Genomic DNA, 23,010 nt, shown 5'->3' on the forward strand with positions numbered 1-23,010 from the left:
CACGCTCGATCTTCACCAACGCTGCATTCATGGCCTTCCACACGCCTGTTTTTGACCAAAGGTTGTGGTGGTAGTACACCGTTTCCCACTTGGGGAGGTCGTGCGGCATCATTCGCCACTGGATTCCACCTCGCAGAACGTACCGAATCCCGTTGACGATTTCACGTCTGGGAACGGTTGTGCAGAAGGTGCTCTCGCCAATCGGCGGCAACAGTGGTTCAATGAGTTCCCACTGGGCATCCGTGAGGTCGCTGGGATAAAGCGGACGATCCATCAGGACAGCTTAGCAAATTCGCTATCCCATAGGCTTCAAACAGCCTCTCAGGGTCCACGGCCCGACCTCCCCACTTGCCTGAACGGGAAGAGAGGAAGCCGTTTCGCTCCTGCTGTTCACGCGCTTGCACTAGGCTCTTGACGTGCCCCGCCCTCGCCCGTCCGCCCCCGCCTCGCTGAATCTGGCCCCGGCCCAGCCCAATCCGGCGGCCACCACGCTGGCCCCGCTGCTGTTCGTCTTGCTGTGGAGTACCGGCTTTATCGGCACCAAGGGCGCGGCGCTGAATGCGGACCCCTTCGCCTTTCTCAGCGTGCGCTTCGTGCTGGCGGCGCTGCTGATGGCCGGGCTGACGCTGGCGCTGCGCTCTCCCTGGCCGCGTGGACGGGCGCAGTGGACGCAGGCGGCGGTCAGCGGGCTGCTGCTGCACGCCGGGTATCTGGGGGCCGTCACCTACGGCATCGCGCAGCACCTGCCAGCGGGGGTGATGTCGGTGATTGTGGGCCTGCAACCGCTGCTGACCGGCCTGCTGTCGGGGCCGCTGCTGGGCGAGAGCGTCAGCGCAAGGCAGTGGGCGGGCCTGGGCCTGGGCTTTGTGGGCGTGGTGCTGGTGGTGCTGGGCCGCGCACCGGGCAGCGGCGTCTACACCGCCCCGGCGTTGCTGGCGGCCCTCTTTGCGCTGCTGGCAACCACGCTCGGCACCCTGTATCAGCGGCGTTCGGGGGCCGACATCCCGCTGCTGGGCGGCACCACCGGGCAGTACGCGGCCAGTGCCGTTGCCATGCTGATTCTGACTGCTCTTCACGGCGGCGCATATATCCACTGGAACACGGAATTTATCGTGTCGCTGGTGTGGTTAACGCTGGCGCTATCGGTGGGCGCGGTGTTGCTGCTGCTCACGCTGATTCGCCGGATGCCCGCCGCACGCGTGAGCAGCCTGTTTTATCTGGTGCCGCCGCTGGTGGTCATTGAGGCGTATTTCCTGTACGGCGAACGCCTGAGCGCCCTGGCCCTGGTGGGGCTGCTGGGCTGCGTGGGCGGCGTGCTGCTGGCGAGCGTGACGCCAGGGGTAAGGGGGGCGTTTGCGCGGAGGCGGGCGGGGTAAAGCCTCGTATTGACCCCCTACCACGGGGAGAGTCGAAGACCTGCTGGCAGAGGGTGCCACGAGGGTGAGGGTGAGAGGTCGCTAGCGCCGCCCCCGCGCCCGCACCTTCTGCCCCGGCACGGTCGCCTGCTTGAATTCCTTGCCCTGCAATTTGGCCTCGATGGCCCGGATCTGGTCGCGCAGGCTGGCGGCCCGCTCGAAGTCCAGATCCTCGGATGCCTGCCACATGTCCAGTTCCAGATCGGTGAGCTGGGCGGTCAGGGCGTCGCGGTCACCCCCCACCGTGGCGCTGCCGATCTCGTCGGGCTGCTCCTCGCCCCGGATCACGTTCCGCACGCCCTTGATGATGGTGGTGGGCGTGATGCCGTGTTCCACGTTGTAGGCGGTCTGCTTCTCGCGGCGGCGGGCCGTTTCGTCAATGGCCGAACGCATGGCCGGGGTCACCAAATCGCCATACAGGATGACCTCGCCGTTCAGGTTGCGGGCGGCCCGGCCAATGGTCTGGATCAGGGCGCGTTCGCTTCGCAGGAAGCCAGGCTTATCCGCGTCCAGAATGGCAACCAATGAAACCTCCGGCAGGTCCAGCCCCTCGCGCAGCAGGTTGATGCCCACCAGTACGTCGTAATGGCCCAGGCGCAGGTCGCGGATGATCACCTGCCTCTCCACCGAATCGATATCGCTGTGCATGTAGCGCGCCTTGACGCCCTTTTCCAGCATGTATTCAGTTAAATCCTCGGACATGCGTTTGGTCAGGGTGGTGACTAGGGTGCGTTCGCCCACCGCCGTCTTGGCGCGGATGCGCCCCAGCAGATCGTCGATCTGGCCGGTAATCGGCTGCACCGACACGGGCGGGTCCACCAGACCGGTGGGGCGAATGATCTGATCGGCAACGCTGTCGCTGACCTCGCGCTCAAAAGGGCCGGGGGTGGCGGAGACATACACGGTCTGCCCGGTCTTGGACATGAATTCCTCGGCGTTCAGAGGGCGGTTGTCCATCGCGCTGGGCAGGCGGAAGCCGTAATCCACCAGCGTCTGCTTGCGCGCCCGGTCTCCGTTGGCCATTCCACCGATCTGCGGCACCGTCACGTGCGACTCGTCGATAAAGGTGATGAAGTCGTCGGGGAAGTAGTCCAGCATGGTGTACGGCGTCATGCCGGGAACGCGTCCGTCGATATGGCGCGAGTAGTTCTCGATGCCCGAGCAGTAGCCCAGCACCTTGAGCATCTCCAGATCGTAGAGGGTGCGCTCCTTGATGCGCTGGGCCTCCAGCAGCTTGCCCGCCGCTTTGAAGTATTCCAGCCGCTGATCGAGTTCTTCCTGAATGGTCACGATGGCCCGCTCGATATTGCCCGCGCTGGACACGTAATGCTTGGCCGGATAGACCACCGTGGCGTCCAGTTCGGCCAGCCGCTCGCCGGTCAGCGGATGCACCACGCCGATGCGCTCGATATCGTCGCCCCACAGCTCGATCCGCAGCGGCTGCTCGTCGTAGGCGGGCCAGACCTCGATCATCTCGCCCTTGACCCGGAAACGGCCCGGCATCATCTCGATGTCGTTGCGCTCGTACTGCATGCCCACCAGGCGGCCCAGAATCTCGTCGCGGCCCACCGAATCGCCCTTCTTGAGAATCAGGTTCAGGGCGGTGTATTCCTTGGGATCGCCCAGGCCGTAAATACACGACACCGACGCCACCACGATGGTGTCGCGCCTTGTCAGCAGGCTGCGGGTGGTGGAGTGCCGCAACCGCTCGATTTCCTGGTTGATCGCCGCGTCCTTCTCAATAAACAGGTCTTTCCCTGGCACATACGCCTCGGGCTGGTAGTAATCGTAGTAGCTGATAAAGAATTCGACGGCGGCGTCGGGAAAGAACTCGCGGAACTCGGAGGCGAGCTGGGCGGTCAGGATCTTGTTGGGGGCCATGATCAGGGCGGGGCGGCCTGTTTCCTCGATGACTTTTGCGACGGAGTACGTTTTTCCTGTGCCCGTCGCCCCCAGCAATGTCTGAAACCGCAGACCCGATTCCAGCCCGTCCACCAGCGAGCGAATGGCGGTGGGCTGATCGCCGGACGGCGTGAACTCGGATTTGATCTTGAGCATCGGGGAAACCTCCAAACGGGGCCAGATGGGAAAACCAGGGCAGCAGCGGCAAGCGCCGAACGTATCCCCACAGTTTACGCCCCCAGCGTAAGAGGATGGTAGGCCAGATGGCGGAGAGAACCTCCAAGTTCTTTACTCTGAAGGGATGTCCGGCCTCACCCCCCTGCGAGTCTTCACTGTTCGCCCGCACCGTGCCGCCCCGTTGTGCAGGTCCGTCCTCCTTGTGGCCCTGCTGACAGGCTGTTACCCGGCGACCGTGGCAGCAGGTGACTTGCCGCCGGGCGGTCTGGCATATGTGGAATCGGTGGCCTGGGGCAGCGTCAGCACTTACGAGGAGCAGCACGCCCAACACGTGGAAACAGATGATACTTTCCCCGGTGTGGACTGGTTTCGCAACGGCTGCGCGGACCGCTTGAGCCTGGGCTACGCCGCAGAGTTCACCTTGGCCTGCAACCTGCATGACTTCGGATACCGCAACTTGCGCCTGCATGCCAGCACCCATACCGGTGCCAGCCGCAAAATGACCGACGACGCGCTGTACGCCCACATGCGCGCCACCTGTGCACTCAGGGGTGCCGGGCAGCGCCGGGCCTGCGACTGGACGGCAGCCGCCCTGTACGGCTTTGTGAGGGTGTTCGGCGGCTTTTATTTCGGCGGAGTGTGGTGATGTACGGGCGGTCCGCTGTGACCCCAGTTGATGTTTGCGGGCGGGATTTGACTGCTAGCTGAATGTGTCCAGTTCGAGCGCAAAGATGGCTGCCCGTTGTAATTCTTGAAGCCGAAATGGGGAGAGAGACGAGATCAACTCGCCCAGACTCTCCTTTGGAACGGTCTGAATATTGTCCAGGCTGACCGCGCAGCGTTCCGGCACACCATCGAAAGATTCCAGAACGACTTGCGAGGCAATGTTGCGTACTCGTGTGGTCAGCGGCGCAACACTGACGTTGTTCAGGTGTGAAATGAGGGCGTCGCGCGTCAGGATGACCACAGGACGCCGCTTGTCCCCATCGCACCAGCAGATGTCGCCGCGCCGCCAGGCACGGACCATCACTCGCCCCAGGCGCGGCTGCCAGGCTGCCAGGCGTCGTCATCCGGCTGAGCCTGGAAGCTTCGTCGGTGCGCTTCTTCCAAGGCGGCGTTCTGACGGCGTTTGAGTTCGGCCTGCAACGCCAAACGAATGAAAGCACTTCGCGTTTCCTGACCCTCGCCTGCCGCACGATCCACCGCAGACAGCAACTCATCGTCAATGGTCATCTGCACGGTTTTCATGTGGATAAATTACCACATAGAGATGTGGATAGATAGCGTGTAGATGGTAGAGAGCCTTGCCGCTCTCCACCACCTGCACGGGTTTAAAACTTCAGATTCAGACGGTCAGGGTATGTGTCCAACGTGGCAGACCATTGTTTACCAGAAAGCCCACGAGGTCAGTGCTCCCACAAAATTTTTGTCGGCCATATTCGGTAAAAGCCAGCGCCGACTTGTCAACGCGCAGATTCTGAGCGCGGGCTGCGGCGACAAGTTGAGTGAGCAAAACACTGCGGGCGCTGTCATTATGGCCCGTGGATTCGGCGTCGCAGATAAGGCAACTCTGCCCCTGAATATTGATGTGAGCGATATTGATTTGCATTTGTTCTCCTTGACCCGTACTGGGAGGCAATCTGACGGCAGCACTCATTTACGACGTGCTAGAAAGGTTTTTTCTAAGTTGGGCCGGGATAGACCAGGCATTAGAATCAGTCCATCCCAGTAGCGTGCTTAGTCGGCGGCGGCCTCGTCCAGCCCCATGCAGCGGCGGTAGTGATCGCACCAGTTGCAGTGGTTCCCAGTGTGCTTGGGCCACTCAGTTTCCACAAAATGATGCTGGCCCAACGCCACGAGCTTGCCCAGATCGGCGTCCACATTGTCCGTGTCGTATTCCAGCAGCGTATCGCCCGCCGGATACACTTCGTAGGCGCGAACCGTCTGGCCCGGATGGGCCTCACGCATGGCTGCCACGTACAGCGCCAGGGCCAGCGGACTGGTGACCTCGTAGCTTTCGGGGACTTTGCCCGTTTTAATATCCACCACCCATAGTTCGCCGTTCACGCGAAGGAGCAGGTCAATCCGGCCCGTGGCACGCACCTTACCCGCCGGGTGATCCAGGTCAAGGCACACCCACTCCTCGGCGCTGACCACGCCGCCCGGAAACACCTTGCCCTCTGCGAACAGCAAAAACCCTCCCAGGCATTCCAGCAGCTCGGACAGCCAGCGGTCTACGCGCTCTGCCAGCGTCTCGCTCTGACCGCTCTGTTCTTCCCCGCTGGGCAGCTTGCTCAGGTGAGAACGCAGCATCGGCACCAGCTCATCCATATCGGGCCAGTTGCCGCCCACCTGAAACTTGCGGGCCGCATCGCGCACGGTGCTGTGGAGTGCCTGACCCTTGTGCAGATTCTCGTTGAATTCGCTTTCCACATAGAAGTGGCTCAGCAGCTCCTTGTGGGGGCAAAGCTGGTATGTCTCGGCCACCGAGGGACTCATGGGGGCAAACGGCGCGGCCATCAACATGGGCAGGGCGCTCACAGCGAACGGCCTTCCAACGCGGTCACGTTGGCGTAAATCGCGTTGCGGTAGGCGCGGTGCGAGATGGTGGCGCGAACCCGGCGGCCCCGCAGGCCCATCAGACGTTCGGGGGTCAGGTCACGCAGGTTCAGCACCGCTTCTTTCAGCGCGGTCAATGCGCCCACGATGCCGCCCTTGAACTCCGGCGTCATGCTGCTGGCGGTCAGGCCGCTGTCGGCAGCGAAGGTCAGGTGCAACGCCGCGTACTTGTCGCCAAAGCGATTGCGGTGGAGCTTGAGGATGGAGTTAACGATGGTCAGCTCGTGGACGCCTTCGGGAATGCGGGTGGTGCGGTCATCCGGGGCGCGGGTGACCGTGATGGCAGAGATTTTATTCATAGAGAACACCTGTCAGAGGCGGCGTGAAAATGTGATCACGCCTTCCCAAGTTCCCTGCTCACATGTTAAGCTGGCGGTATCTGACGTCGCGTGCGAAAGCATGTGAAGCAAAGAGGCCTGGGGCGAGAAGCTACCGGGTCTTTTTGTGTTTGTGTTGGCCCACCCGGCGAGGCCGCTGGGGTATCCGAATAAAACCACTCTCCTGACTACCGGATGCTCCGGGGTGGCATCAGTTTATAATTACAAATGGAGTGGCGTCAAGCGAAATATGCAAAAGTCTGAACCGAGTCCAATCCTTTCTCCACGCTCAGTAGGATCATTACTTCTGAAGTAAGCAGGCTACTCTATGCTAAAATCTGGCGCATGGGCGTTTTCTGGAAAACTTTAGCATGTCGCCGGGGCAGCGGATGAACGCCGTCCCACTCGGCAAACTGGGCGAGTTGATGCAGGGTTTGCCGCACCGCTTCACGCCCTCGCGTGGGCAGGAGCAAGCGGACGGCCCCGCTTTTCACCTGCTGAGCATCGGGGACATCGCGGGGCTGGCGCTCAGGCCACCAGACAGCCAGCCTGTGCATCTGCCCCACGGCACGCCCGTAAACAAATACGCGCTGCGAGAAGGCGACGTGCTGATGACCATTCGTACCCGGCCTTTCCGGGCGGCGGTGGTATTGAACGACAGCATGCCGATGATGCCCACGCAGAATCTGGCGGTGTTGCGGCCCCGTTCCAGTGACCTGCACGGCCCGTATCTGGCCGCATACCTGAACACGCCCGAAGCTCAGGCCGTGCTGGACGGGCAATATACCCAGAGCGCCGCCACGCCGCTGCTCAAGCTGTCCACGCTGAGCGAGATTCCCATTCCGCTGCCGCCGCTGGAGTTGCAAAGACGAATTGCTGAACTGGCGCTTGGCTTTGAAGACGAGGAACGCGCCGCCTGGTCTGCTCTGGACGAGCGGCGTGTGCTGGTGCAGCAGAGTATTTCTCAGGCTATTCGTGGGGGGTTGGAGTGAATCTAACTTATTGGCGGGTTCGTTGGCCCCGACGCCCCCTCACCCTTCCGCCGCTTCGCGGCTCCCTCTCTCTCCCACAAGGGTAGAGGGGAAAACGCCACAGAATCCACATTTTCAGCAACCAAGAGGCTCCCATGAACAAATCCAGCGCCAGCAGCAAGACCGCCATCAACAAAGCCACCGAGGCTCCACGCAAACTTGACCGCGAGACGCTGGAGCGGGAGCTGTGGAAGGCCGCCGACATTCTGCGCGGCAGCATTGACAGCAGCGATTACAAGAATTACATCTTTGCGCTGCTGTTTCTCAAGCGCATGAGTGACCGTTTTGAGGAAGAGGCGCAGGACATCTTGCAGGACACTGGAGACCGCGCCCTGGCCTACGACGATCCCGACGAACACCGCTTTTACGTTCCCGAAAATGCCCGCTGGGAACATCTGATGACCGTCAGCGAGGGGCTGGGCGTGGCGCTGAACGTGGCGACGCACGCGCTTGCCAACACCAACAAGACGCTGGAAGGCGTGCTGGACATCGTGGATTTTGCCGATGAGCGCAGGTTGGGTGGGCAGGCCAACATCAACACCATTCTGAGAAAGCTGGTGCAGCACTTTGACCGGATTCCGCTGGGCAACGACAGCTTTGGCGAGCCGGATTTGCTGGGCCGCGCCTATGAATACCTGATTGAAAAGTTTGCCGACGACGCGGGCAAGAAGGGCGGCGAGTTCTACACGCCCAAAACGGTGGTGGAATTGCTGGTGTCTTTGCTGGAGCCGCAGCAGGGCATGCGCGTCAGCGATCCGGCGTGTGGCAGCGGCGGCATCCTGATTGAAGCGGCGCAGCATGTGGAGCAGGACGTGTATGGAAAGGCCGGGCGTCCGCGTAATGTCCCGCTGGATCTGGCACTGTACGGGCAGGAAAAGAACGTGAACACCTGGGCCATTGCCAAGATGAACATGCTGCTGCACGATTACCCCGAAGCCGACATTCGCCACGGCGACACCTTTGCAGACCCGATGCCCGATGTGGACGGCAAAAGCGCCCTGATGCTGTTTGACATCGTGGCGGCCAATCCACCGTTCAGCCTCAAGCAGTGGACGCCGGACCGGTGGGAGGGCCGTGACCCCTTCCGCCGCTTTACGCACGGCACGCCGCCCGCCAGCAAGGGCGATTACGCCTTTATTCAGCACATGCTCGCCACGCTGCGGGACGGGGGCCGCGCCGGGATTATCACCGCGCACGGCGTTTTGTTTCGCGGCGGCGAGGAAGAACGCATTCGCCGCAGCATTCTGGAAGATGACCAGTTAGAGGCCGTGATTGGCCTGCCCGCCAACCTGTTTTACGGCACGGGCATTCCCGCCGCCATTTTGCTGTTCAACCGTGCCAAACCTGCCGAACGCCAAAACCGCGTGCTGTTCATGGACGCCAGCAAGGACTTTTTGCCGGGCAAGAAGCAGAACAAGTTGCAGCCGGGGCATATTGCCCGCACCGTCGCCGCCTTCAAAAGTTATGAAGATGTGGAGGGCTACAGCCGCGTGGTGACGCTGGACGAGATCGCGGGCAACGACTGGAACCTGAACCTGAGCCGTTACGTGTCTGCCGCCGCCGTGACCGAGGCCATAGATTTGCACGCCACCCTGAAGCGCCTGCAAGAGCTGGAGGGGCAACGCGACGAGGCGCGGGCGAAAGTGAATGGGTATCTGAAAGCGTTGGGGATTGAAGTATGAGTCCGAAGCCGACTCAACCTTTGCCGCAAGGGTGGACGTGGGTGAGGTTGGGCGATTGTGTTCATGAAGTGAAACGTCTCAATCTGGATAACAGTGATCTGCCCATTTTCTCTGTCACGAAAGATAAGGGACTGATTTTACAGTCTGAAAAATACGGCAAGAGGATAGCCAGCGCGAACACTTCAAAATACAAAATTGTTGAATATGGTGAATTTGCTTATGATCCGATGTCGCTTTACTATGGAGCCATTGGGAGACAAAATAAACTGCCTATGGGTATTGTCAGTCCTGCCTACGTTTGTTTTGCATATAAGGAAAGTATTCTGCCCGATTATCTTGAGTATGTCTTAAAAGACGCGAGGGTAAGGCACGAATTTAATCAAAGTAGTTATGGCGGCAATTCAGACGGTAAGCGAAAAAAAATAGAATGGAGAGCATTCGGGGACGTCTATATCCCCCTCCCGCCTTTACCTGTGCAACGCTGGATTGCCGACGCCCTCGCCAGCGTAGACGAATGGCTGGATAAGAATGTGGAGAATTCAAAGTTGCTTGACGCGGCCAGAAGGAAAGTGCTTGCAAGTATTTTTCCGCCTGGAACGATAGAGCTATCAGAAATTATTGACTCTGTTGATTCGGGCGTGAGTGCTGAAGGAGCCAACAAGCCCGCAGGCAAAGACGAGTCTGGCGTTTTGAAGGTGTCCGCTGTAGCACAGGGATTTTTCAAGCCACGCGAGAACAAAACGGTAGTGGGTGAAGAAATCTCACGTCTGCGAACTTCAGTTAATGCCGGAGATATTCTGGTCAGCCGAAGCAATACTCTGGAATTGGTTGGAGAGGTTGGAATGCCTTTGCAGGACTCTCCAAATCTATTTTTGCCAGATAAATTATGGGCATTACGTATAAGCCCAAGCAAGAAGATCGACCCAAAATGGCTTATGTATTATCTGATCAACGTGAAAAACTCTGGCGCAATCGCAAACCTCGCCAGCGGTTCAAGCGGCTCAATGAAGAACATTTCTCAAAAAAGTTATCTCAAAATTTTGATTCCTAAACAGAAAATTGAGCAGCAGAAAGCCATATCAGTAGCACTCACGGCTTTTGATAAGAACATCGTGCTTCAAAATGAATTACTAGCTGAAGTCAGAACTTTTCGTCAATCCCTTCTCCATCAACTCCTCTCCGGTTCCCTTCAACCTCAAGGCGGGTGGGCATCCGTCATCCCTGCGGCAGCTCCATGACCTTTCCCGACGCGCCGGGGCGGGGCAAGCCGGAGAAACAGTATGTGGAAGACCCGGCCATTGCCACGCTGGAAACGCTGGGCTGGCGGCTCACGCCCCTCTCGGACGTGCAGCGGGTGGGGCCGCGCAGCGCCATTTTGCGCGACAGGCTGCACGCGGCGCTCTCCAGGCTGAATCCGGGGCTGTCGCCGGAGGCGCTGGAACTGGCGGTGCGGCGGGTGTCGGCCCGCGAACGGCTGGGGCTGGTGGAAGGCAACCGCGAGGTGCATGGCGTGCTGACCCACGGCTTCAGCGTGCGCCTGGACGATGACCCCGGCGGGCTGCCCAGCCGCACGGTGCAACTGGCCGATTTTGTAGATACCTCGCGCAACGAGTACACGCTGATCCGGCAATTTCCGGTGGTGGGCGAGGGCGGGCGGCGCATTGAGTTTGACCTGAGCCTGTTCGTGAACGGCGTGCTGTGGGCCGTGCTGGAATGCAAGTACGCGCGGGGCGATCTGGGCGCGGCGCTGTCTGAAGGACATTTACAGCTTTCGCGGTATCAGTCTCTCGCGGATTACGTGGGGCGGGGTGCGCCGTCGGTGTTCGCGTCGGTGCAGGTGCTGGGCGTGCTGTGCGGCTCGGAAGCGGTGTCGCTGGGCGTGTACGGGGCGGTGGGCGCGTCTGCGCGGGCCTTTGCGCCGTTCCCGGAAGCCTACCCGCAGGGCGCGGCGTGGCTGGCCGACGCGCTGGGGTTGCCGCCGGGCGGACAGCCCAACCCGCAGCAGATTTTGCTGTACAGCGTCTTTGCCCCCGAAAACCTGCTGGAATTTGCCCGCAGCTTTACCGTGTACGAGGTCAAGGATGGGCGGCTGATTCGCAAGCTAGCCCGGCACCAGCAGCGCGTGGCGGTGGACCGGGTGGCGCGGCGGGTGCTGGGGCTGCTGCCCGTGGGGCCGGAGGCAGACCCGGCCATGCCCGCCGGGGACATCGGCAAGGGCGGCATCATCTGGCACACCCAGGGCAGCGGCAAGAGCCTGACGATGGTGTGGCTGGCGCAAAAGCTGCGGCAGACCGAGCTGCGCCAGGAGAACCCCAATATCGTGGTGGTCACAGACCGCGTGAGCCTGGACGGGCAGATCACCGGGGTCTTTGGCGAGGCGGGCCTGACCCTGCCGGAACGCGCCCGAACAACCACAGAACTCCGCAAGCTGCTGGGCGCAACTGGCGGCGTGACCGTCATGACCACCGTGCAGAAGTTCGCCGACTTCATGAAAAAACCGGGCCGCACATCGGGCCGCAAGGTCTTCGTGCTGGTGGACGAGGCGCACCGCACCCAGTACGGCGACATGGCGCAGGAAATGCGGAAGGCGCTGCCGGGCGCAACCTTTATTGCCTTCACCGGAACGCCGATAGAAAAGCGCAACCGCAGCACCATGCGGGTGTTCGGGCCGTACATTCACCGCTACACCATGCTGGAAGCGGTGCGCGACAAGGCCACCGTGCCGATCTATTACGAGAGCCGGGACGTGGGCGGCATGTTCCTTGCCAACCGCGACATTGACGAGGCGATGGAACGCTTCTTCCCTGATCTGGACGAGCGCGAGACCGCCAAGCGCAAGCACGCGACGCTGGAAGCGGTGGCCGGGGCAACGTCGCGGGTGTCGGCCATCGCCGAGGACATCATCAAGCACTTCACGCGCTTTATTGAGCCAAGCGGCTTCAAGGGGCAGGTGGTGGCGGCCTCGCGGGAAAACGCGGTGCGTTACTGGAAGGCCATCCGCGATTTGCAGGGGCCGGAATGCACGGTGGTCATCACGACAAAGGCCAACGACGAGGATCAGTTCGCCCAGTTCTCGCGCACGGCCAAAGAGCTGGAAAAGCTCACCGACGACTTCGCCAACGATCCCGCCGATTCCCTCAAATTGCTGATCGTGGTGGACATGCTCCTGACGGGCTTTGATGCACCGCTGGAACAGGTGATGTATCTGGACCGTCCGCTGTCGCAGCACACCCTGTTGCAAGCGATTGCCCGCGTCAACCGAACTTATGAGGGCAAGGAAGCCGGATTCATCATGGATTACTGGGGCATCACGCAAGACCTTAAGGAAGCCCTGAAAGTCTTTGACGAGGCCGACGTGCAGGGCGTTATGAAACCGCGTGAAGACCTGCGCCGCGAACTGGAAATCCGTCACCGCCGCGTCATGCGCCTGTTCGGTGCAACTCGCCTCACGCTGGACGACGCGCTGCTGATGCTGGACGACGCCCCCACCCGCCAGGAATTTGAGGTGGCCTACCGCCAGTTGGCACAGACCTACAACGCGCTGCTGCCGGAAGTGAACCACGACGGCATAGAAGCGGATTTCAAGTGGCTGAGCGTCCTGCGTCACCGCGCCGCCCAGCGCATTGACCGCGCCGAGGCGGCGGATTACCGCGACATGGGCCAGAAGGTGCGCCGCCTGATTGATGATGTGGTGGTGGCCGACAGCGTGGAGCAAGTTTTACCGCCCATAGACATCCTGGCCCCCGACTTTATCCAGCAGGCCAACCGGGAAGCCGAGGACGCCGATTCAGAAAAGGACTTGCAGGCGCTGGCCAGCGAAATCGCCCATCAAGCCCGCCACGAGATCACGCTGAAGTTTCCCCAGAATCCGGCGGCTTACAAAACGTTGCGCGAACGGCTGGAAGAGATTCTGGAGCAGCAGCGGCTGCGGCGCATAGATGCCCGGCAGGCGGTGGGCCAACTCAAGGATGTGATTTCATCGTTGCAACAGATCACCTTTGGCCGCGCCCACTCGCGCCTCAGCGCCGATGCCGAGGCGGTGTATGGGCAACTCAGCCTTCAGGGCGTGGCAGACGAGACGCTTGCTGGCACTCTGGAAGAAACCATCAAGAAGCTGACGGTGGTGGACTGGTCCCACAAGGAAGACGTGCAGCGCGAGATGCGGCGGCAGATCAAGCGTGAGCTGCGCGCCGCCGGGGTCAGCGCCGAGGTGCTGGAAGGTCTGACCGCCGCAATCGTGGACGTGGCCCGTGCCAGATTCGGTTAAAACATTTGAGACGCTGGAACTGCTCCACGAGGGTGAGATCATCACCTTTGCCGTCATAAGGAGTGTCCGGCGCAAGTCGTGTAGCGTGGTGATAGATGCGCGGGGCGTGCATATCGCCGCGCCGGAAGCCCTGAATCTTGACAGTATCCGCGAGGTGCTCATTCCCAAACTGCCCCTGCTGCTGGAACGCAACGCGCTGTATCAAGACATGCTGGGGCCACCTAAACGCGAACGACAATTCGTCAGTGGCGAGAGCCTGCGCCTGGTGGGGCGGCCCTATTTATTGCGCGTGGTGAGTGGGAAGGATCATCCGGTGAAGATACAGGGCATCTATGTCGTCGTGGGTGCCGCCGCCGCTGTGGGCGTGCGCGAGGCATTGGAGGCGTGGTACAGCAAGGAAGCCACCTCTGTCTTTGTGGAGCGTGTGCCACTCTGGGCCAGGCGGCTGGGCGTGACGCCGGGGCGTATTCTGATCCGCTCCCAGAAGAGGCGCTGGGGCAGTTGTGACGCTCTGGGCAACCTGCGCCTCAACTGGCGGCTGGTGATGGCCCCCATGTCCCTGATTGATTATGTGATTGCCCATGAGTTGACGCACCTACGAAGCGCGGATCACAGCCCGCAGTTCTGGACGCATCTGCGGGCGGTAATGCCGGATTACCTGGAACGCAAAGCGCAACTGGCGCATTTTGGTTCTATGTATGACTGGTAGGACTCTTCTGACCATCCTTCCCCGCCCCCAGCATTTCCTCTGCCACCCCTAAAAAGGCCCACACCACCGGATTCTTGCCCTCGTCACGCCGCCACACGGCCACGATGTCCACCAGTGGGGCGTCCTCCACCGGGCGGTAGACCACGCCGGGCAGCGGCAGGCGGCTGAAGAATTCGATGGGCAAAAAGACGCCCACGCCCGCCGCCACCAGCGACAGCAGCGTGGGAATCTCGATGGCTTCCTGCACGACGTTGGGGGTGAAGTCGGCGGTGGCGCACCAGCGCATCACCTGATCGAAATAGGTGGCGCGGAGCTGGCGCGGAAAGAACACGAAGGGTTCGGGAGCCAGATCGGAGATCTTGAGCTTGCGCTTGCGGGCCAGCGGGTGTCCGGCGGGCAGCGCGGCCACCAGCGGCTGCCGCCACAGCGGGCGCGAATCCAGGTTGGGCGCGCGCACCGGCAGCAGCATCAGGCCGATGTCGATCTGGTCGCCGCGCAGTCCGGCTTCCTGTTCCTGGGCGGTCAGCTCGCGCAGGTCCACGCTGACATTCGGGTACAGCTCGCGGAAGCGGCGCACGATTTCCGGCAGACCGCCGAAAGCCAGTCCGCTGACGAAGCCCACCGTCAGGCGGCCCACCTCGCCCCGCGCGGCGCGGCGGGCGCGTTCCACCGTCTGCGACGCCAGAGAGAGCGTCTCGCGTGCGCCCACCAGAAATTCCTGGCCGGCGGGCGTCAGTTGCACGCGGCGGGTGGTGCGCAGGACCAGCGGCACACCCACCTCTTCTTCCAGATTGCGGACGCTGTTGCTCAGGGCCTGCTGCACCACAAAGACACGCTCGGCGGCCCGTCCGAAGTGTTCCTCCTCGGCCAGCGCGACAAAGTGGCGCAGGTGACGCAGTTCCATGTCTGCCCAGCTTGCCACATCGGGCGGGCAGAATGTCGGCAGTCCGGGTCAGAGGCGCTCAGGCTGCGTCCACTCGGCTTCAGACCTCCAGCGCCAGCTTGTCCACGTCATTGAGCAGCGGCGTTCCCGCCGGATACTCGCCGTTGAAGCAGGCCAGGCACAGGCCGGGACCGCCCACCGCCTCGCGGAGGCCGCGTTCGCTGATAAAGGCCAGGGTGTCCGCGCCGATCAGTTGCCGGATTTCCTCCTGCGTGTGCGTGCTGGCCACCAGCTCCTTGCGGGCGGCGGTGTCGATGCCGTAAAAGCACGGGTGCGTGATCGGCGGGCTGCACACCCGGAAATGCACCTCAGTTGCGCCCGCATCCCGCAGCAGGTTCACGATCTGGCGGGAGGTGGTGCCGCGCACAATGGAGTCGTCCACCAGGATCACCCGGCGGCCCCGCACGGCGCTGGTGGGCGAGAGTTTCATCTTGACCTTCAGCTCGCGCGCCTCCTGCGTGGGGGCAATGAAGGTGCGGCCCGCGTAGGGGTTCTTGTACAACCCGTAATCGAAGGGAATCCCGCTCTGGCGCGCGTAGCCGATGGCCGCGCCGATGCCGCTGTCGGGAACCGGCACCACGATATCGGCGTCCACCGGGAATTCGCGGGCCAGTCCTTCGCCCATGCGGATGCGGCTTTCATGGGCGTCGATGCCGTCGAGCTGGCTGTCGCTGCGCGCGAAGTAAATCCACTCGAAGGCGCAGGGCGTCGGTGCGCGCGGTTCCACCATCAGGCTGTGCAGGCCGTCGCGGTCCACCCAGACCAGTTCGCCGGGCTGCACGTCGCGCAGCAGCCGCGCGCCCACCGCATACAGCGCGCAGGGTTCGCTGGCAATCGCGTGTGCGCCGTCATCCCGTTGCCCGATCACCAGGGGCCGGACGCCGTGTGGATCGCGGAAGCCGATCAGCGTGTGACGGTTCATCAGCACGCAGGCGTAGCCGCCCTTGAGGCGCTTCATGGCGGCGGCGGTGGCCTCCACCAGATTCATGTGGCTCTCGCGGGCGATCAGGTTGAGCATGACTTCACTGTCGTTGGTGGTCTGGAACAGTGCGCCCTCCAGCAGCATCTCCCGGCGAACCTCCAGCGCGTTCACGAAGTTGCCGTTGTGGGCCATCCCCAGAATGCCCTTGTTGGTGCGGGTGGTCAGCGGCTGGGCATTGAAGCGCAGATTGCTGCCGGTGGTGCTGTAGCGCACATGCCCGATGCTGACGTGCGCGTTGGGCAGCCGCACGCTGTCCAGGCGGCGCTCGTCGAAGACTTGCGTGACCAGGCCCAGATCCTTTTCCACATGGAATTTCTCGCCGTCAGACACACACATGCCCGCCGCCTCCTGGCCTCTGTGTTGCAGGGCGAACATGCCCAGGTAGGTCAGCCACGCCAGGTCATTGGGTTCGGGCGAGTACAGGCCGAAGACGCCGCATTCCTCGCGGGGTTTATCGGTGCCGAAGTCGTTTTCGGAGAGGGCAGCCAGGGAGTGTGGATCAGGAATGGTCATCCCAGAATCCCAATCAGCGAAGATTCGTAAGCCAGGGTCAGCGCCGTGAGGTTCACGCTCAAGTGTAGGCCGCGCGCCGGAGCGGCAATGGTGAGCGCGTCGCCCCCGCTGTCGCCCAGGCGCACGAACGGCACGCCCAGCTCACGCAGGTAGCTTTCGGTGGCCTCAGCGTCCGACACCGCAACGATCACACGGCTGTGGGCCTCGCCGAACAGCAGGGCGTCGGTACGAACCTCGGGGGGGGCGTCCAGCGTCACCCCCACGCCGATGCTTCCGGCCATCGCCATCTCGGCCAAGGCGACGGCCAGGCCACCTTCAGCGCAGTCGTGGGCGATGTCGGTCAGGCCCGCACGGATCAGGGCCAGCGTGCCGTCGATGACTTGCTGCTCCAGCTTCAGGTCGAGCGGTGGCACGCGCCCAGCCTCCAGCCCATGCACGCTTTCCAGATACTGAGAGGCCCCAATACTGTCGGCGTGTTGTCCCAGCAGATACAGCGTCTGGCCCGCTGCCTTTAAGCCCAGCGTGGCCCGCTTGGCAATATCCGGCAGCACGCCCACCATGCCAATCGTGGGGGTGGGGTGGATCGCTACCCTTTCGTCGCCCTGGGTGTACTGGTTGTACAGGCTGACGTTGCCGCCCGTGACCGGGGTGTTCAGCGCGCGGCAGGCGTCCGCGATGCCCTGCACCGACTGCTGGAGCTGGTAATAGACCTCCGGGCGGTGCGGGTTGCCAAAGTTGAGGTTGTCGGTGATCGCCAGCGGCGTTGCGCCCACGCAGGCCAGATTGCGCGCGGCCTCGGCGACGGCGGCGGCTGCGCCCGTGTACGGATCGAGCTGCACGAAACGCGGGTTGCAATCGCTGGTAGCGGCCACGCCCAGGCCGCTGCCCTTGACCCGCATCACGGCGGCGTCGGCAGCGCCCGGCACAACCACCGTATTGGTCATCACCTGATGGTCAAAACGCTGGAAAATGGGGCGCTTGCTGGCAATCGTGGGGTGCGAAAGCAGTTCCAGCAGCACCGCGCCAGAATCGCTGGGCTGGGGTACGCCACTCAGGTCACGCTCGCGGGCCGCCCTGATGTCCGGGGATTCCACGCCCTCGCGGGTGTATTTGGGAGCCTCGTTAAGCAGTGCGACGGGGAGGTCACAGACCACCTCGCCCTTCCAGGTCAGTCGATAGTTGCTGTGCTCCTCCACCTGCCCGATGTTCACCACGTCCAGTTCCCACTTAGCAAGCAGGTCATACAGCTCCTGCTCTCGCCCCGGCACTGGCACCAGGATCATGCGTTCCTGGGATTCGGACAGGCACAGTTCCATCGGCACCATGCCACTTTCGCGGGTGGGAACCCTATCCAGATCCATCGTGATGCCCAGGCCCGCGCGGTAGGCCATCTCGCAGGTGCTGGACACCAGACCCGCCGCGCCCATGTCCTGCACCCCGGCCACCACGCCGGACTCGATGGCCTCCAGCGTGGCTTCCAGCAGCAGTTTTTCCATGAAGGGATCGCCCACCTGTACGGCGGGGCGGTCTGCCTGACTGGCGTTGCTGAGGTCGGCGGAGGCAAACACCGCACCGCCCAGCCCGTCGCGCCCGGTCTTGCTGCCCACGTAGATGATCTGGTTGCCCACCTCGCCCATCGTGCCTGTCGCCAAATCCTCGTGCCGCAGCAGGCCCAGGGCCATCACGTTGACCAGCGGGTTTTCCTGATAGCTGGGGTGAAAGGTGACCTCGCCGCCCACGGTGGGGACGCCAATCGCGTTGCCGTAGTGGGCGATGCCCTCCACCACGCCGTTCACCAGAAAGCGGGTGCGGGGGCTGTCGGGGTTGCCGAAGCGCAGGCTGTCCAGCACGGCAAAGGGCCGCGCGCCCATCGCAAAAATGTCGCGCAGGATGCCGCCCACCCCTGTCGCCGCGCCCTGCACAGGTTCCACTGCCGACGGGTGGTTATGCGATTCCATCTTGAAGGCCACGCCCCAGCCCTCGCCGATGTCCACCACGCCCGCGTTCTCGCCGGGGCCTTGCAGCACCTGCGGCCCGGTGGTGGGAAAGACGCTGAACAGGGGCCGCGAGTTCTTGTAGCCGCAGTGCTCGGACCACATCGCGCCCACGATGGCGGTCTCCAGCGCATTCGGCTCACGCCCGATGCTGGACACGAGGAGATCGTATTCATCGGTGGACAGGCCAAAAGTGGCGGCCTGGGAACGGAGGGATTGGGGTTGGGGGGTGGGTTGGGTCATTTAATTGTCCTTGTAAAGCTCATCAAAATCCATGTGATCGCGGCAATGACGAAAATTTGCAGGAAGACATTTGGGACGTTGACAGTGGCAAGCCTCAAGCAATCCCGCGTCCACTTCTGAGCCTCTTGTTCCTCACTCTCAGAAACGCCAAAGTCCCACTCATCTACTGGTGATTGAGTAAATTGACTGCTTTTCCTGAAGTCATCCCCGATAACCTCACATCTAGCTCTAGCATTCACCGTACTGCCGCCGCCACCGACGAGTATCAACGGCGGGTGTATGAATGTCACCCATATAGCTGACAAATTACCCGCAAGAATCAGGAATATCCGAATGTAATTTCCTGCCTTTCCTGCCGAATCAATTGGTCTGGTTTCACCAGTGAAATCCCATTCCATTAGAACGCCTCCGGCATCAGCTTGCCCGCCACATCCTGAAGCCGCCGATCAAAGCTGAGGAACTTGATTGGCGTGGACTGACGGAGCGCCAATGCCGAGGCGAGGTGAAGGGCGTTTAGATCAGAAGGCATCGGGCATCAGCCTGCGTGCCACGTCATTGAGAAAAACGTCAAACGAGAGGAACGTCATCTCTTCCTGTTGCCGGAGCCACAGCGCCGAAGCAACATGAATGGCGTCCATCGCCCGTAACCCACGCTGTGCCTTAAGCAATTGACGTGCCATGACCGAGATCGTTGGAATGACACCAAGTTGATTGGTGCTGCCCCACTCGTCTTCAAAGATGTCAACGTTTGCGGCATATTCTTCCTCATTGATCCGCTCCTCATGAAAGTAACGCGCGAGGGCACTGCTCACTTCGGCGTAAGCAATGACTGAACTCGCCACCCGGCCAACGCTCTTGATACGGTGCAAAACCAGATCACGCTCGGTCAGGTCTTCTGCCAGGTACATTTTGACCAGGGCGCTGGAATCCAGATAAACAATACTCATGGATAGGATCTACCCCGGTCTTCCGCAACCATCTGCTCGATGCTGAGACCGCCCGGCTTGACCTTGAAGAGTTTTCCACTGGGGCGGAACACCTTGGCGTTCTTCGGATCATAAAGAGGAACTTCCAGCTTTTCAGTCAGGCTCACAGGTGAACCTGGATTGACTGGATTCTGTGGGCTTTCGGGCAACTTTCCCACGATTTCTGTCAGCGTCACTTCCTCACCCGTCAATCGTCCCAGTGCTTGCAACACCTCTTCCACCGTATCCAGGTCAATGCGCTGCGCCGGGCGACGGGCCAGCGAATAAACGGTATTCGGTGCCACCCGCCCCTCCACCTCTTTCACCAAGCGGTACGCAGTAATGCCGTGCTGTTGCAGGTAACTTCCAAGATTCAGCCTCAATGTCATACTCCCAACTTACCATACTGCGAGGAGTTGCTAGTCATGGCTCAAGCCTTCTGCCCCAGCACCACTTGGCCCCTGTGATAGGCCACATGCCGCAGGTGCAAGCCCACAGCGGCCAGGCGCGGGCGTTCGCCGTTCGGAGCGCTGGGGGAAAAGGTCATGCCACTCATATCAGCGTCGCTGGCATTTTGCAGATAAGCCACAGCTTCCGCTCCCACCGTGTCCAGCCGCGCCAGGATGTCAGCTCTGGCGGCGTCCTCGTTCAGAGGAGCGGGCTGGGTTCCCAGTCCAGCCACCCAGTCCTTGTCTTCCCAGCCCAGGTAATGATAAGTGGGCGTCTTGTCGCCCAGCACCGTCAAACGCAGCCAATCCGCAATGTGCAGCGCGTGCCACGCGGGGCTGTGGCCCAGGCGTGCGGTGGCAAATGAGTCTTCTGGAACGCCGTCCAGCACGGCGCGGAAAGCGTTGAGTTCAGTGCGGTAGTTGTCGGCCAGAAATTCCTGAATGCTCGTCATTTTACCAGCGCTCCTTGCAGACTCTGAAACACACCCCGCCCGTCCTCGCCGCCAAGCAATGCCTCTACCGCCCGCTCAGGGTGGGGCATCATGCCCAGCACGTTGCCGCGTTCGTTGACGATTCCGGCGATGTCGTTGAGGCTGCCGTTGGGATTGTCCAGATAACGGAAGACCACGCGGCCCTCACCCTCCAGCCGCGCCACGGTTTCGGCGTCGGCGTAGTAGCTGCCCTCGCCGTGCGCGATGGGGATTTCAATGGTCTGGCCCTGGCTGTAGGCCGAGGTAAACGCCGTCCGGTTGTTAACGCGCAGATGCACCGGCTTGCACGCGAAATGCAGATCACGGTTGCGGCCCAGCGCGCCGGGCAGCAGGTCCGATTCGGTCAGCACCTGAAAGCCGTTGCACACGCCCAGGACAAAGCCGCCGCGTTCAGCGTGCGCCCTCACGGCGTCCATAATCGGGCTGCGGGCGGCAATCGCGCCGCTGCGGAGGTGATCGCCGTAGGAAAAGCCGCCGGGGACGAAGACCAGCTCTGTGCCATCCGGTAAACCTACCTGGGTGTGCCACACGAACTGCGCGTCCGAGTCCAGGGTCAGGCGGGCGGCGTGCAGGGCATCGGCATCGCAGTTGGAGCCGGGGAATTGGATGACGGCGGTTTTCATATCTTTTCCAATTCCCTGACCGTACGCGCGCTCACAGCGTTTCCGGTATTCAGAGTGCTGGCTGGCTCAAACATCATGATCCAGGTTTCGTCTGTTTCGGCCACCGGCAGATGTTCCACGCTACGCGGCACGATGATGAATTCGCCCTCATTCACTATGGCCTCGCCATCCCGAAATTTCAGGCGCAGCACGCCCCGGATCACCATGAACAGCTCGTCCTCTTGCTCGTGGGCATGCCACTCAAATTCACCCGCAATCCGGGCAATTTTAACCTGCTGCCCGTTCAACTCGCCCACCACTTTGGGGGACCATTGATCGGTAAAGAGGCCAAACTTTTCCGGCAAGTTCACCGTCTGCGGCACGCTCACGCCGGCTCCATACCCGTTTGAGCGGCCACTTCTTCCAGCTCCCAGCGGGCGTCCTCCATCACGGGATTGCTCAGCACGTTCTGCGTGATGTCGCGGAGCTGCCCCTCGACTTCGGCACGTTCGCCGTCCAGACGCAGCTCAATGTATTTGCCCACGCGCACGCCGCTGACATTGGCGTGTTCCAGATGCGACAGGGCGCGTTCCACGGTGCGTCCCTGCGGATCGAGAATGCTGGGCTTGAGGGTGACGTAAACGCGAGCATGGTAGTGGGGCATGGGGAACTCCTTCAGAGGGCAGATGGAGGATGGTTGAAAGTTGATGGAACAGCTTTTTCTATCAACCATCCTCCATCAACCATCAACGGGCGAAGCCACGCGCCGCAGCATCTCCGCATACGCGTCCTCCACACCGCCCAGATCGCGCCGGAAGCGGTCCTTGTCCATCTTCTCGCCTGTCTCGGCGTCCCAGAAGCGGCAGGTGTCGGGGCTGATCTCGTCGGCCAGGATCACCGTACCATCGGGCAATTTGCCGAATTCCAGCTTGAAGTCGATCAGGCGCACGCCGCGTTCCAGAAAAAACGGGGTCAGGAAGTCGCGCACTTTCAGAGCCAGCTCGCGCACGCGCGTCAGATCGGTTTCGCTGGCCCAGTCCAGGGCAATCGCGGTGTCGGTGTTGACCAGCGGATCGCCCAGCGCGTCGGATTTGTAGCAGTATTCGACGACGGGGCGGGATAGGGCCGTGCCTTCTTCCAACCCCAGCTTTTTGGCAAAACTGCCCGCCGCAACGTTCCGCACGATCACTTCCACGGGGATAATGGTCACGGCCCGCACGAGCTGTTCAGTGTCGGAGAGCTTCTCGATGAAGTGGGTGGGGATGCCTGCCGCCTCCAGCAGGGGATAAAGGTGGGCGGTGATGGCGTTGTTGGTGGCTCCCTTGCCCGCCCACTCGCCGCGTTTCTGGGCGTTGAAGGCGGTGGCCTCGTCCTTGTATTCCACGATGTACTCGGCGGGATTGGCACTGGCGTAAACGCGCTTGGCCTTGCCCTCGTATTTCAGCTCACCTCTGGTCATTCGCTCTCCATCGCCCATTCGGGACAAGTAAAAACAGCGTCCCCCGCACGGTATCGGGGCGACGCTCGGCAGTCGCGGCACTTGGCATGTGGTTGCTCCATCTCCGTCTCGCTGGACGGACTGAACGGCTCGCAGGGGGCCGGGGCGTCTCACGGGACGCGCTTAGAGGTGAGGGGTGCCGCCAGAGACTGGAGGCCGGAGATCAGGGTAACACTCCGCTGGGGTTCGTCATCTGAGTGGACTGGACACG

26 protein-coding genes are annotated in these 23,010 nt (G+C 61.8%); 7 read left to right on the forward strand and 19 right to left on the reverse strand.

Annotated features, from left to right (window positions below):
- Window positions 1-274 (reverse strand): transposase (locus Q322_RS0107430; RefSeq protein WP_029477230.1); only part of this gene is annotated, 274 nt, incomplete at its 3' end.
- Window positions 275-416: 142 nt separating this feature from the next.
- Here Q322_RS0107430 and Q322_RS0107435 point away from each other — a divergent pair.
- Complete coding sequence (locus tag Q322_RS0107435) at window positions 417-1,376, forward strand: DMT family transporter (protein WP_211248876.1); 960 nt, start codon at window positions 417-419, stop codon at window positions 1,374-1,376.
- 81 nt (window positions 1,377-1,457) lie between these two features.
- Here the strand turns inward: Q322_RS0107435 and uvrB are convergent, their stop codons facing one another.
- The gene (gene uvrB / locus Q322_RS0107440; protein WP_029477232.1) at window positions 1,458-3,473 is read right to left on the reverse strand and encodes an excinuclease ABC subunit UvrB; all 2,016 of its coding nucleotides are present in this window, start codon (window positions 3,471-3,473) and stop codon (window positions 1,458-1,460) included.
- A gap of 256 nt (window positions 3,474-3,729) precedes the next feature.
- Between uvrB and Q322_RS0107445 the strand changes: the two genes are divergently transcribed.
- Complete coding sequence (locus Q322_RS0107445) at window positions 3,730-4,140, forward strand: phospholipase A2 (RefSeq protein WP_162176597.1); 411 nt, start codon at window positions 3,730-3,732, stop codon at window positions 4,138-4,140.
- A 54-nt stretch (window positions 4,141-4,194) separates the two neighbouring features.
- On the opposite strand, the gene Q322_RS0107450 is transcribed toward Q322_RS0107445, so the two are convergent.
- From Q322_RS0107450 to Q322_RS0107470, 5 genes are all read right to left on the reverse strand, one after another.
- The gene (locus tag Q322_RS0107450) at window positions 4,195-4,521 is read right to left on the reverse strand and encodes a type II toxin-antitoxin system PemK/MazF family toxin (protein WP_034417984.1); all 327 of its coding nucleotides are present in this window, start codon (window positions 4,519-4,521) and stop codon (window positions 4,195-4,197) included.
- Window positions 4,521-4,742, reverse strand: a complete 222-nt coding sequence (locus tag Q322_RS0107455; RefSeq protein ID WP_029477236.1) for a ribbon-helix-helix domain-containing protein — start codon at window positions 4,740-4,742, stop codon at window positions 4,521-4,523. Before Q322_RS0107455 ends, Q322_RS0107450 begins: the two co-directional genes overlap by 1 nt.
- 97 nt (window positions 4,743-4,839) lie before the next feature.
- Window positions 4,840-5,103 carry a hypothetical protein gene (locus tag Q322_RS22350; RefSeq protein ID WP_029477237.1) on the reverse strand — a complete coding sequence of 88 codons (264 nt, stop codon included), beginning with the start codon at window positions 5,101-5,103 and terminating at the stop codon, window positions 4,840-4,842.
- Window positions 5,104-5,231: 128 nt separating this feature from the next.
- Window positions 5,232-6,035: a RecB family exonuclease gene (locus tag Q322_RS0107465; RefSeq protein WP_029477238.1), complete on the reverse strand. Its 804-nt coding sequence runs from the start codon at window positions 6,033-6,035 to the stop codon at window positions 5,232-5,234.
- Window positions 6,032-6,412, reverse strand: a complete 381-nt coding sequence (locus tag Q322_RS0107470; RefSeq protein WP_029477239.1) for a hypothetical protein — start codon at window positions 6,410-6,412, stop codon at window positions 6,032-6,034. Before Q322_RS0107470 ends, Q322_RS0107465 begins: the two co-directional genes overlap by 4 nt.
- 389 nt (window positions 6,413-6,801) lie before the next feature.
- Here Q322_RS0107470 and Q322_RS0107475 point away from each other — a divergent pair, with 389 nt between their 5' ends.
- From Q322_RS0107475 to Q322_RS0107490, 5 genes are all read left to right on the forward strand, one after another.
- A complete protein-coding gene (locus tag Q322_RS0107475; protein WP_084147867.1) occupies window positions 6,802-7,422 on the forward strand; it encodes a restriction endonuclease subunit S in 621 nt (206 codons plus the stop codon).
- Window positions 7,423-7,556: 134 nt separating this feature from the next.
- On the forward strand, window positions 7,557-9,143 hold the full coding sequence (locus tag Q322_RS0107480) for a type I restriction-modification system subunit M (RefSeq protein WP_051668340.1): 1,587 nt from the start codon (window positions 7,557-7,559) through the stop codon (window positions 9,141-9,143).
- 68 nt (window positions 9,144-9,211) lie between these two features.
- Window positions 9,212-10,381: a restriction endonuclease subunit S gene (locus Q322_RS23185; protein ID WP_162176598.1), complete on the forward strand. Its 1,170-nt coding sequence runs from the start codon at window positions 9,212-9,214 to the stop codon at window positions 10,379-10,381.
- Window positions 10,378-13,410, forward strand: coding sequence for a type I restriction endonuclease subunit R (locus Q322_RS0107485; RefSeq protein WP_029477243.1), 3,033 nt, complete (start codon window positions 10,378-10,380; stop codon window positions 13,408-13,410). The genes Q322_RS23185 and Q322_RS0107485 overlap by 4 nt, the downstream gene beginning before the upstream one ends.
- Window positions 13,394-14,119, forward strand: coding sequence for a M48 family metallopeptidase (locus tag Q322_RS0107490; protein WP_051668341.1), 726 nt, complete (start codon window positions 13,394-13,396; stop codon window positions 14,117-14,119). Before Q322_RS0107485 ends, Q322_RS0107490 begins: the two co-directional genes overlap by 17 nt.
- Here the strand turns inward: Q322_RS0107490 and Q322_RS0107495 are convergent.
- From Q322_RS0107495 to purC, 12 genes are all read right to left on the reverse strand, one after another.
- Complete coding sequence (locus Q322_RS0107495) at window positions 14,103-15,023, reverse strand: LysR family transcriptional regulator (protein ID WP_029477245.1); 921 nt, start codon at window positions 15,021-15,023, stop codon at window positions 14,103-14,105. The genes Q322_RS0107490 and Q322_RS0107495 overlap by 17 nt on opposite strands.
- Window positions 15,024-15,102: 79 nt before the next feature.
- On the reverse strand, window positions 15,103-16,557 hold the full coding sequence (gene purF / locus Q322_RS0107500) for an amidophosphoribosyltransferase (RefSeq protein WP_051668342.1): 1,455 nt from the start codon (window positions 16,555-16,557) through the stop codon (window positions 15,103-15,105).
- Entirely contained in the window at window positions 16,554-18,794 is a 2,241-nt protein-coding gene (gene purL / locus Q322_RS0107505) for a phosphoribosylformylglycinamidine synthase subunit PurL (RefSeq protein ID WP_029477247.1), read from the reverse strand. The genes purF and purL overlap by 4 nt, the downstream gene beginning before the upstream one ends.
- Window positions 18,791-19,192, reverse strand: a complete 402-nt coding sequence (locus tag Q322_RS23190; RefSeq protein ID WP_156952940.1) for a hypothetical protein — start codon at window positions 19,190-19,192, stop codon at window positions 18,791-18,793. The genes purL and Q322_RS23190 overlap by 4 nt, the downstream gene beginning before the upstream one ends.
- On the reverse strand, window positions 19,192-19,323 hold the full coding sequence (locus Q322_RS24785) for a hypothetical protein (RefSeq protein ID WP_281173632.1): 132 nt from the start codon (window positions 19,321-19,323) through the stop codon (window positions 19,192-19,194). The genes Q322_RS23190 and Q322_RS24785 overlap by 1 nt, the downstream gene beginning before the upstream one ends.
- Window positions 19,313-19,741 carry a type II toxin-antitoxin system VapC family toxin gene (locus Q322_RS0107515; protein WP_034417970.1) on the reverse strand — a complete coding sequence of 143 codons (429 nt, stop codon included), beginning with the start codon at window positions 19,739-19,741 and terminating at the stop codon, window positions 19,313-19,315. The genes Q322_RS24785 and Q322_RS0107515 overlap by 11 nt, the downstream gene beginning before the upstream one ends.
- Entirely contained in the window at window positions 19,738-20,148 is a 411-nt protein-coding gene (locus Q322_RS21665) for a helix-turn-helix domain-containing protein (RefSeq protein WP_051668343.1), read from the reverse strand. Before Q322_RS21665 ends, Q322_RS0107515 begins: the two co-directional genes overlap by 4 nt.
- Window positions 20,149-20,189: 41 nt before the next feature.
- Window positions 20,190-20,660 (reverse strand): DinB family protein, encoded by a 471-nt coding sequence (locus Q322_RS0107525; protein ID WP_029477251.1) that lies wholly within the window; start codon window positions 20,658-20,660, stop codon window positions 20,190-20,192.
- Window positions 20,657-21,322, reverse strand: a complete 666-nt coding sequence (gene purQ / locus Q322_RS0107530; protein ID WP_029477252.1) for a phosphoribosylformylglycinamidine synthase subunit PurQ — start codon at window positions 21,320-21,322, stop codon at window positions 20,657-20,659. Before purQ ends, Q322_RS0107525 begins: the two co-directional genes overlap by 4 nt.
- Entirely contained in the window at window positions 21,319-21,690 is a 372-nt protein-coding gene (locus tag Q322_RS0107535) for a cupin domain-containing protein (RefSeq protein ID WP_029477253.1), read from the reverse strand. The genes purQ and Q322_RS0107535 overlap by 4 nt, the downstream gene beginning before the upstream one ends.
- Complete coding sequence (purS, locus tag Q322_RS0107540) at window positions 21,687-21,965, reverse strand: phosphoribosylformylglycinamidine synthase subunit PurS (protein ID WP_029477254.1); 279 nt, start codon at window positions 21,963-21,965, stop codon at window positions 21,687-21,689. The genes Q322_RS0107535 and purS overlap by 4 nt, the downstream gene beginning before the upstream one ends.
- Before the next feature lie 75 nt (window positions 21,966-22,040).
- On the reverse strand, window positions 22,041-22,760 hold the full coding sequence (gene purC, locus Q322_RS0107545) for a phosphoribosylaminoimidazolesuccinocarboxamide synthase (protein WP_029477256.1): 720 nt from the start codon (window positions 22,758-22,760) through the stop codon (window positions 22,041-22,043).
- Between the last annotated feature and the right edge of the window lie 250 nt (window positions 22,761-23,010).

Source organism: Deinococcus frigens DSM 12807 (assembly GCF_000701425.1).
Classification (GTDB): Bacteria; Deinococcota; Deinococci; order Deinococcales; family Deinococcaceae; genus Deinococcus; species Deinococcus frigens.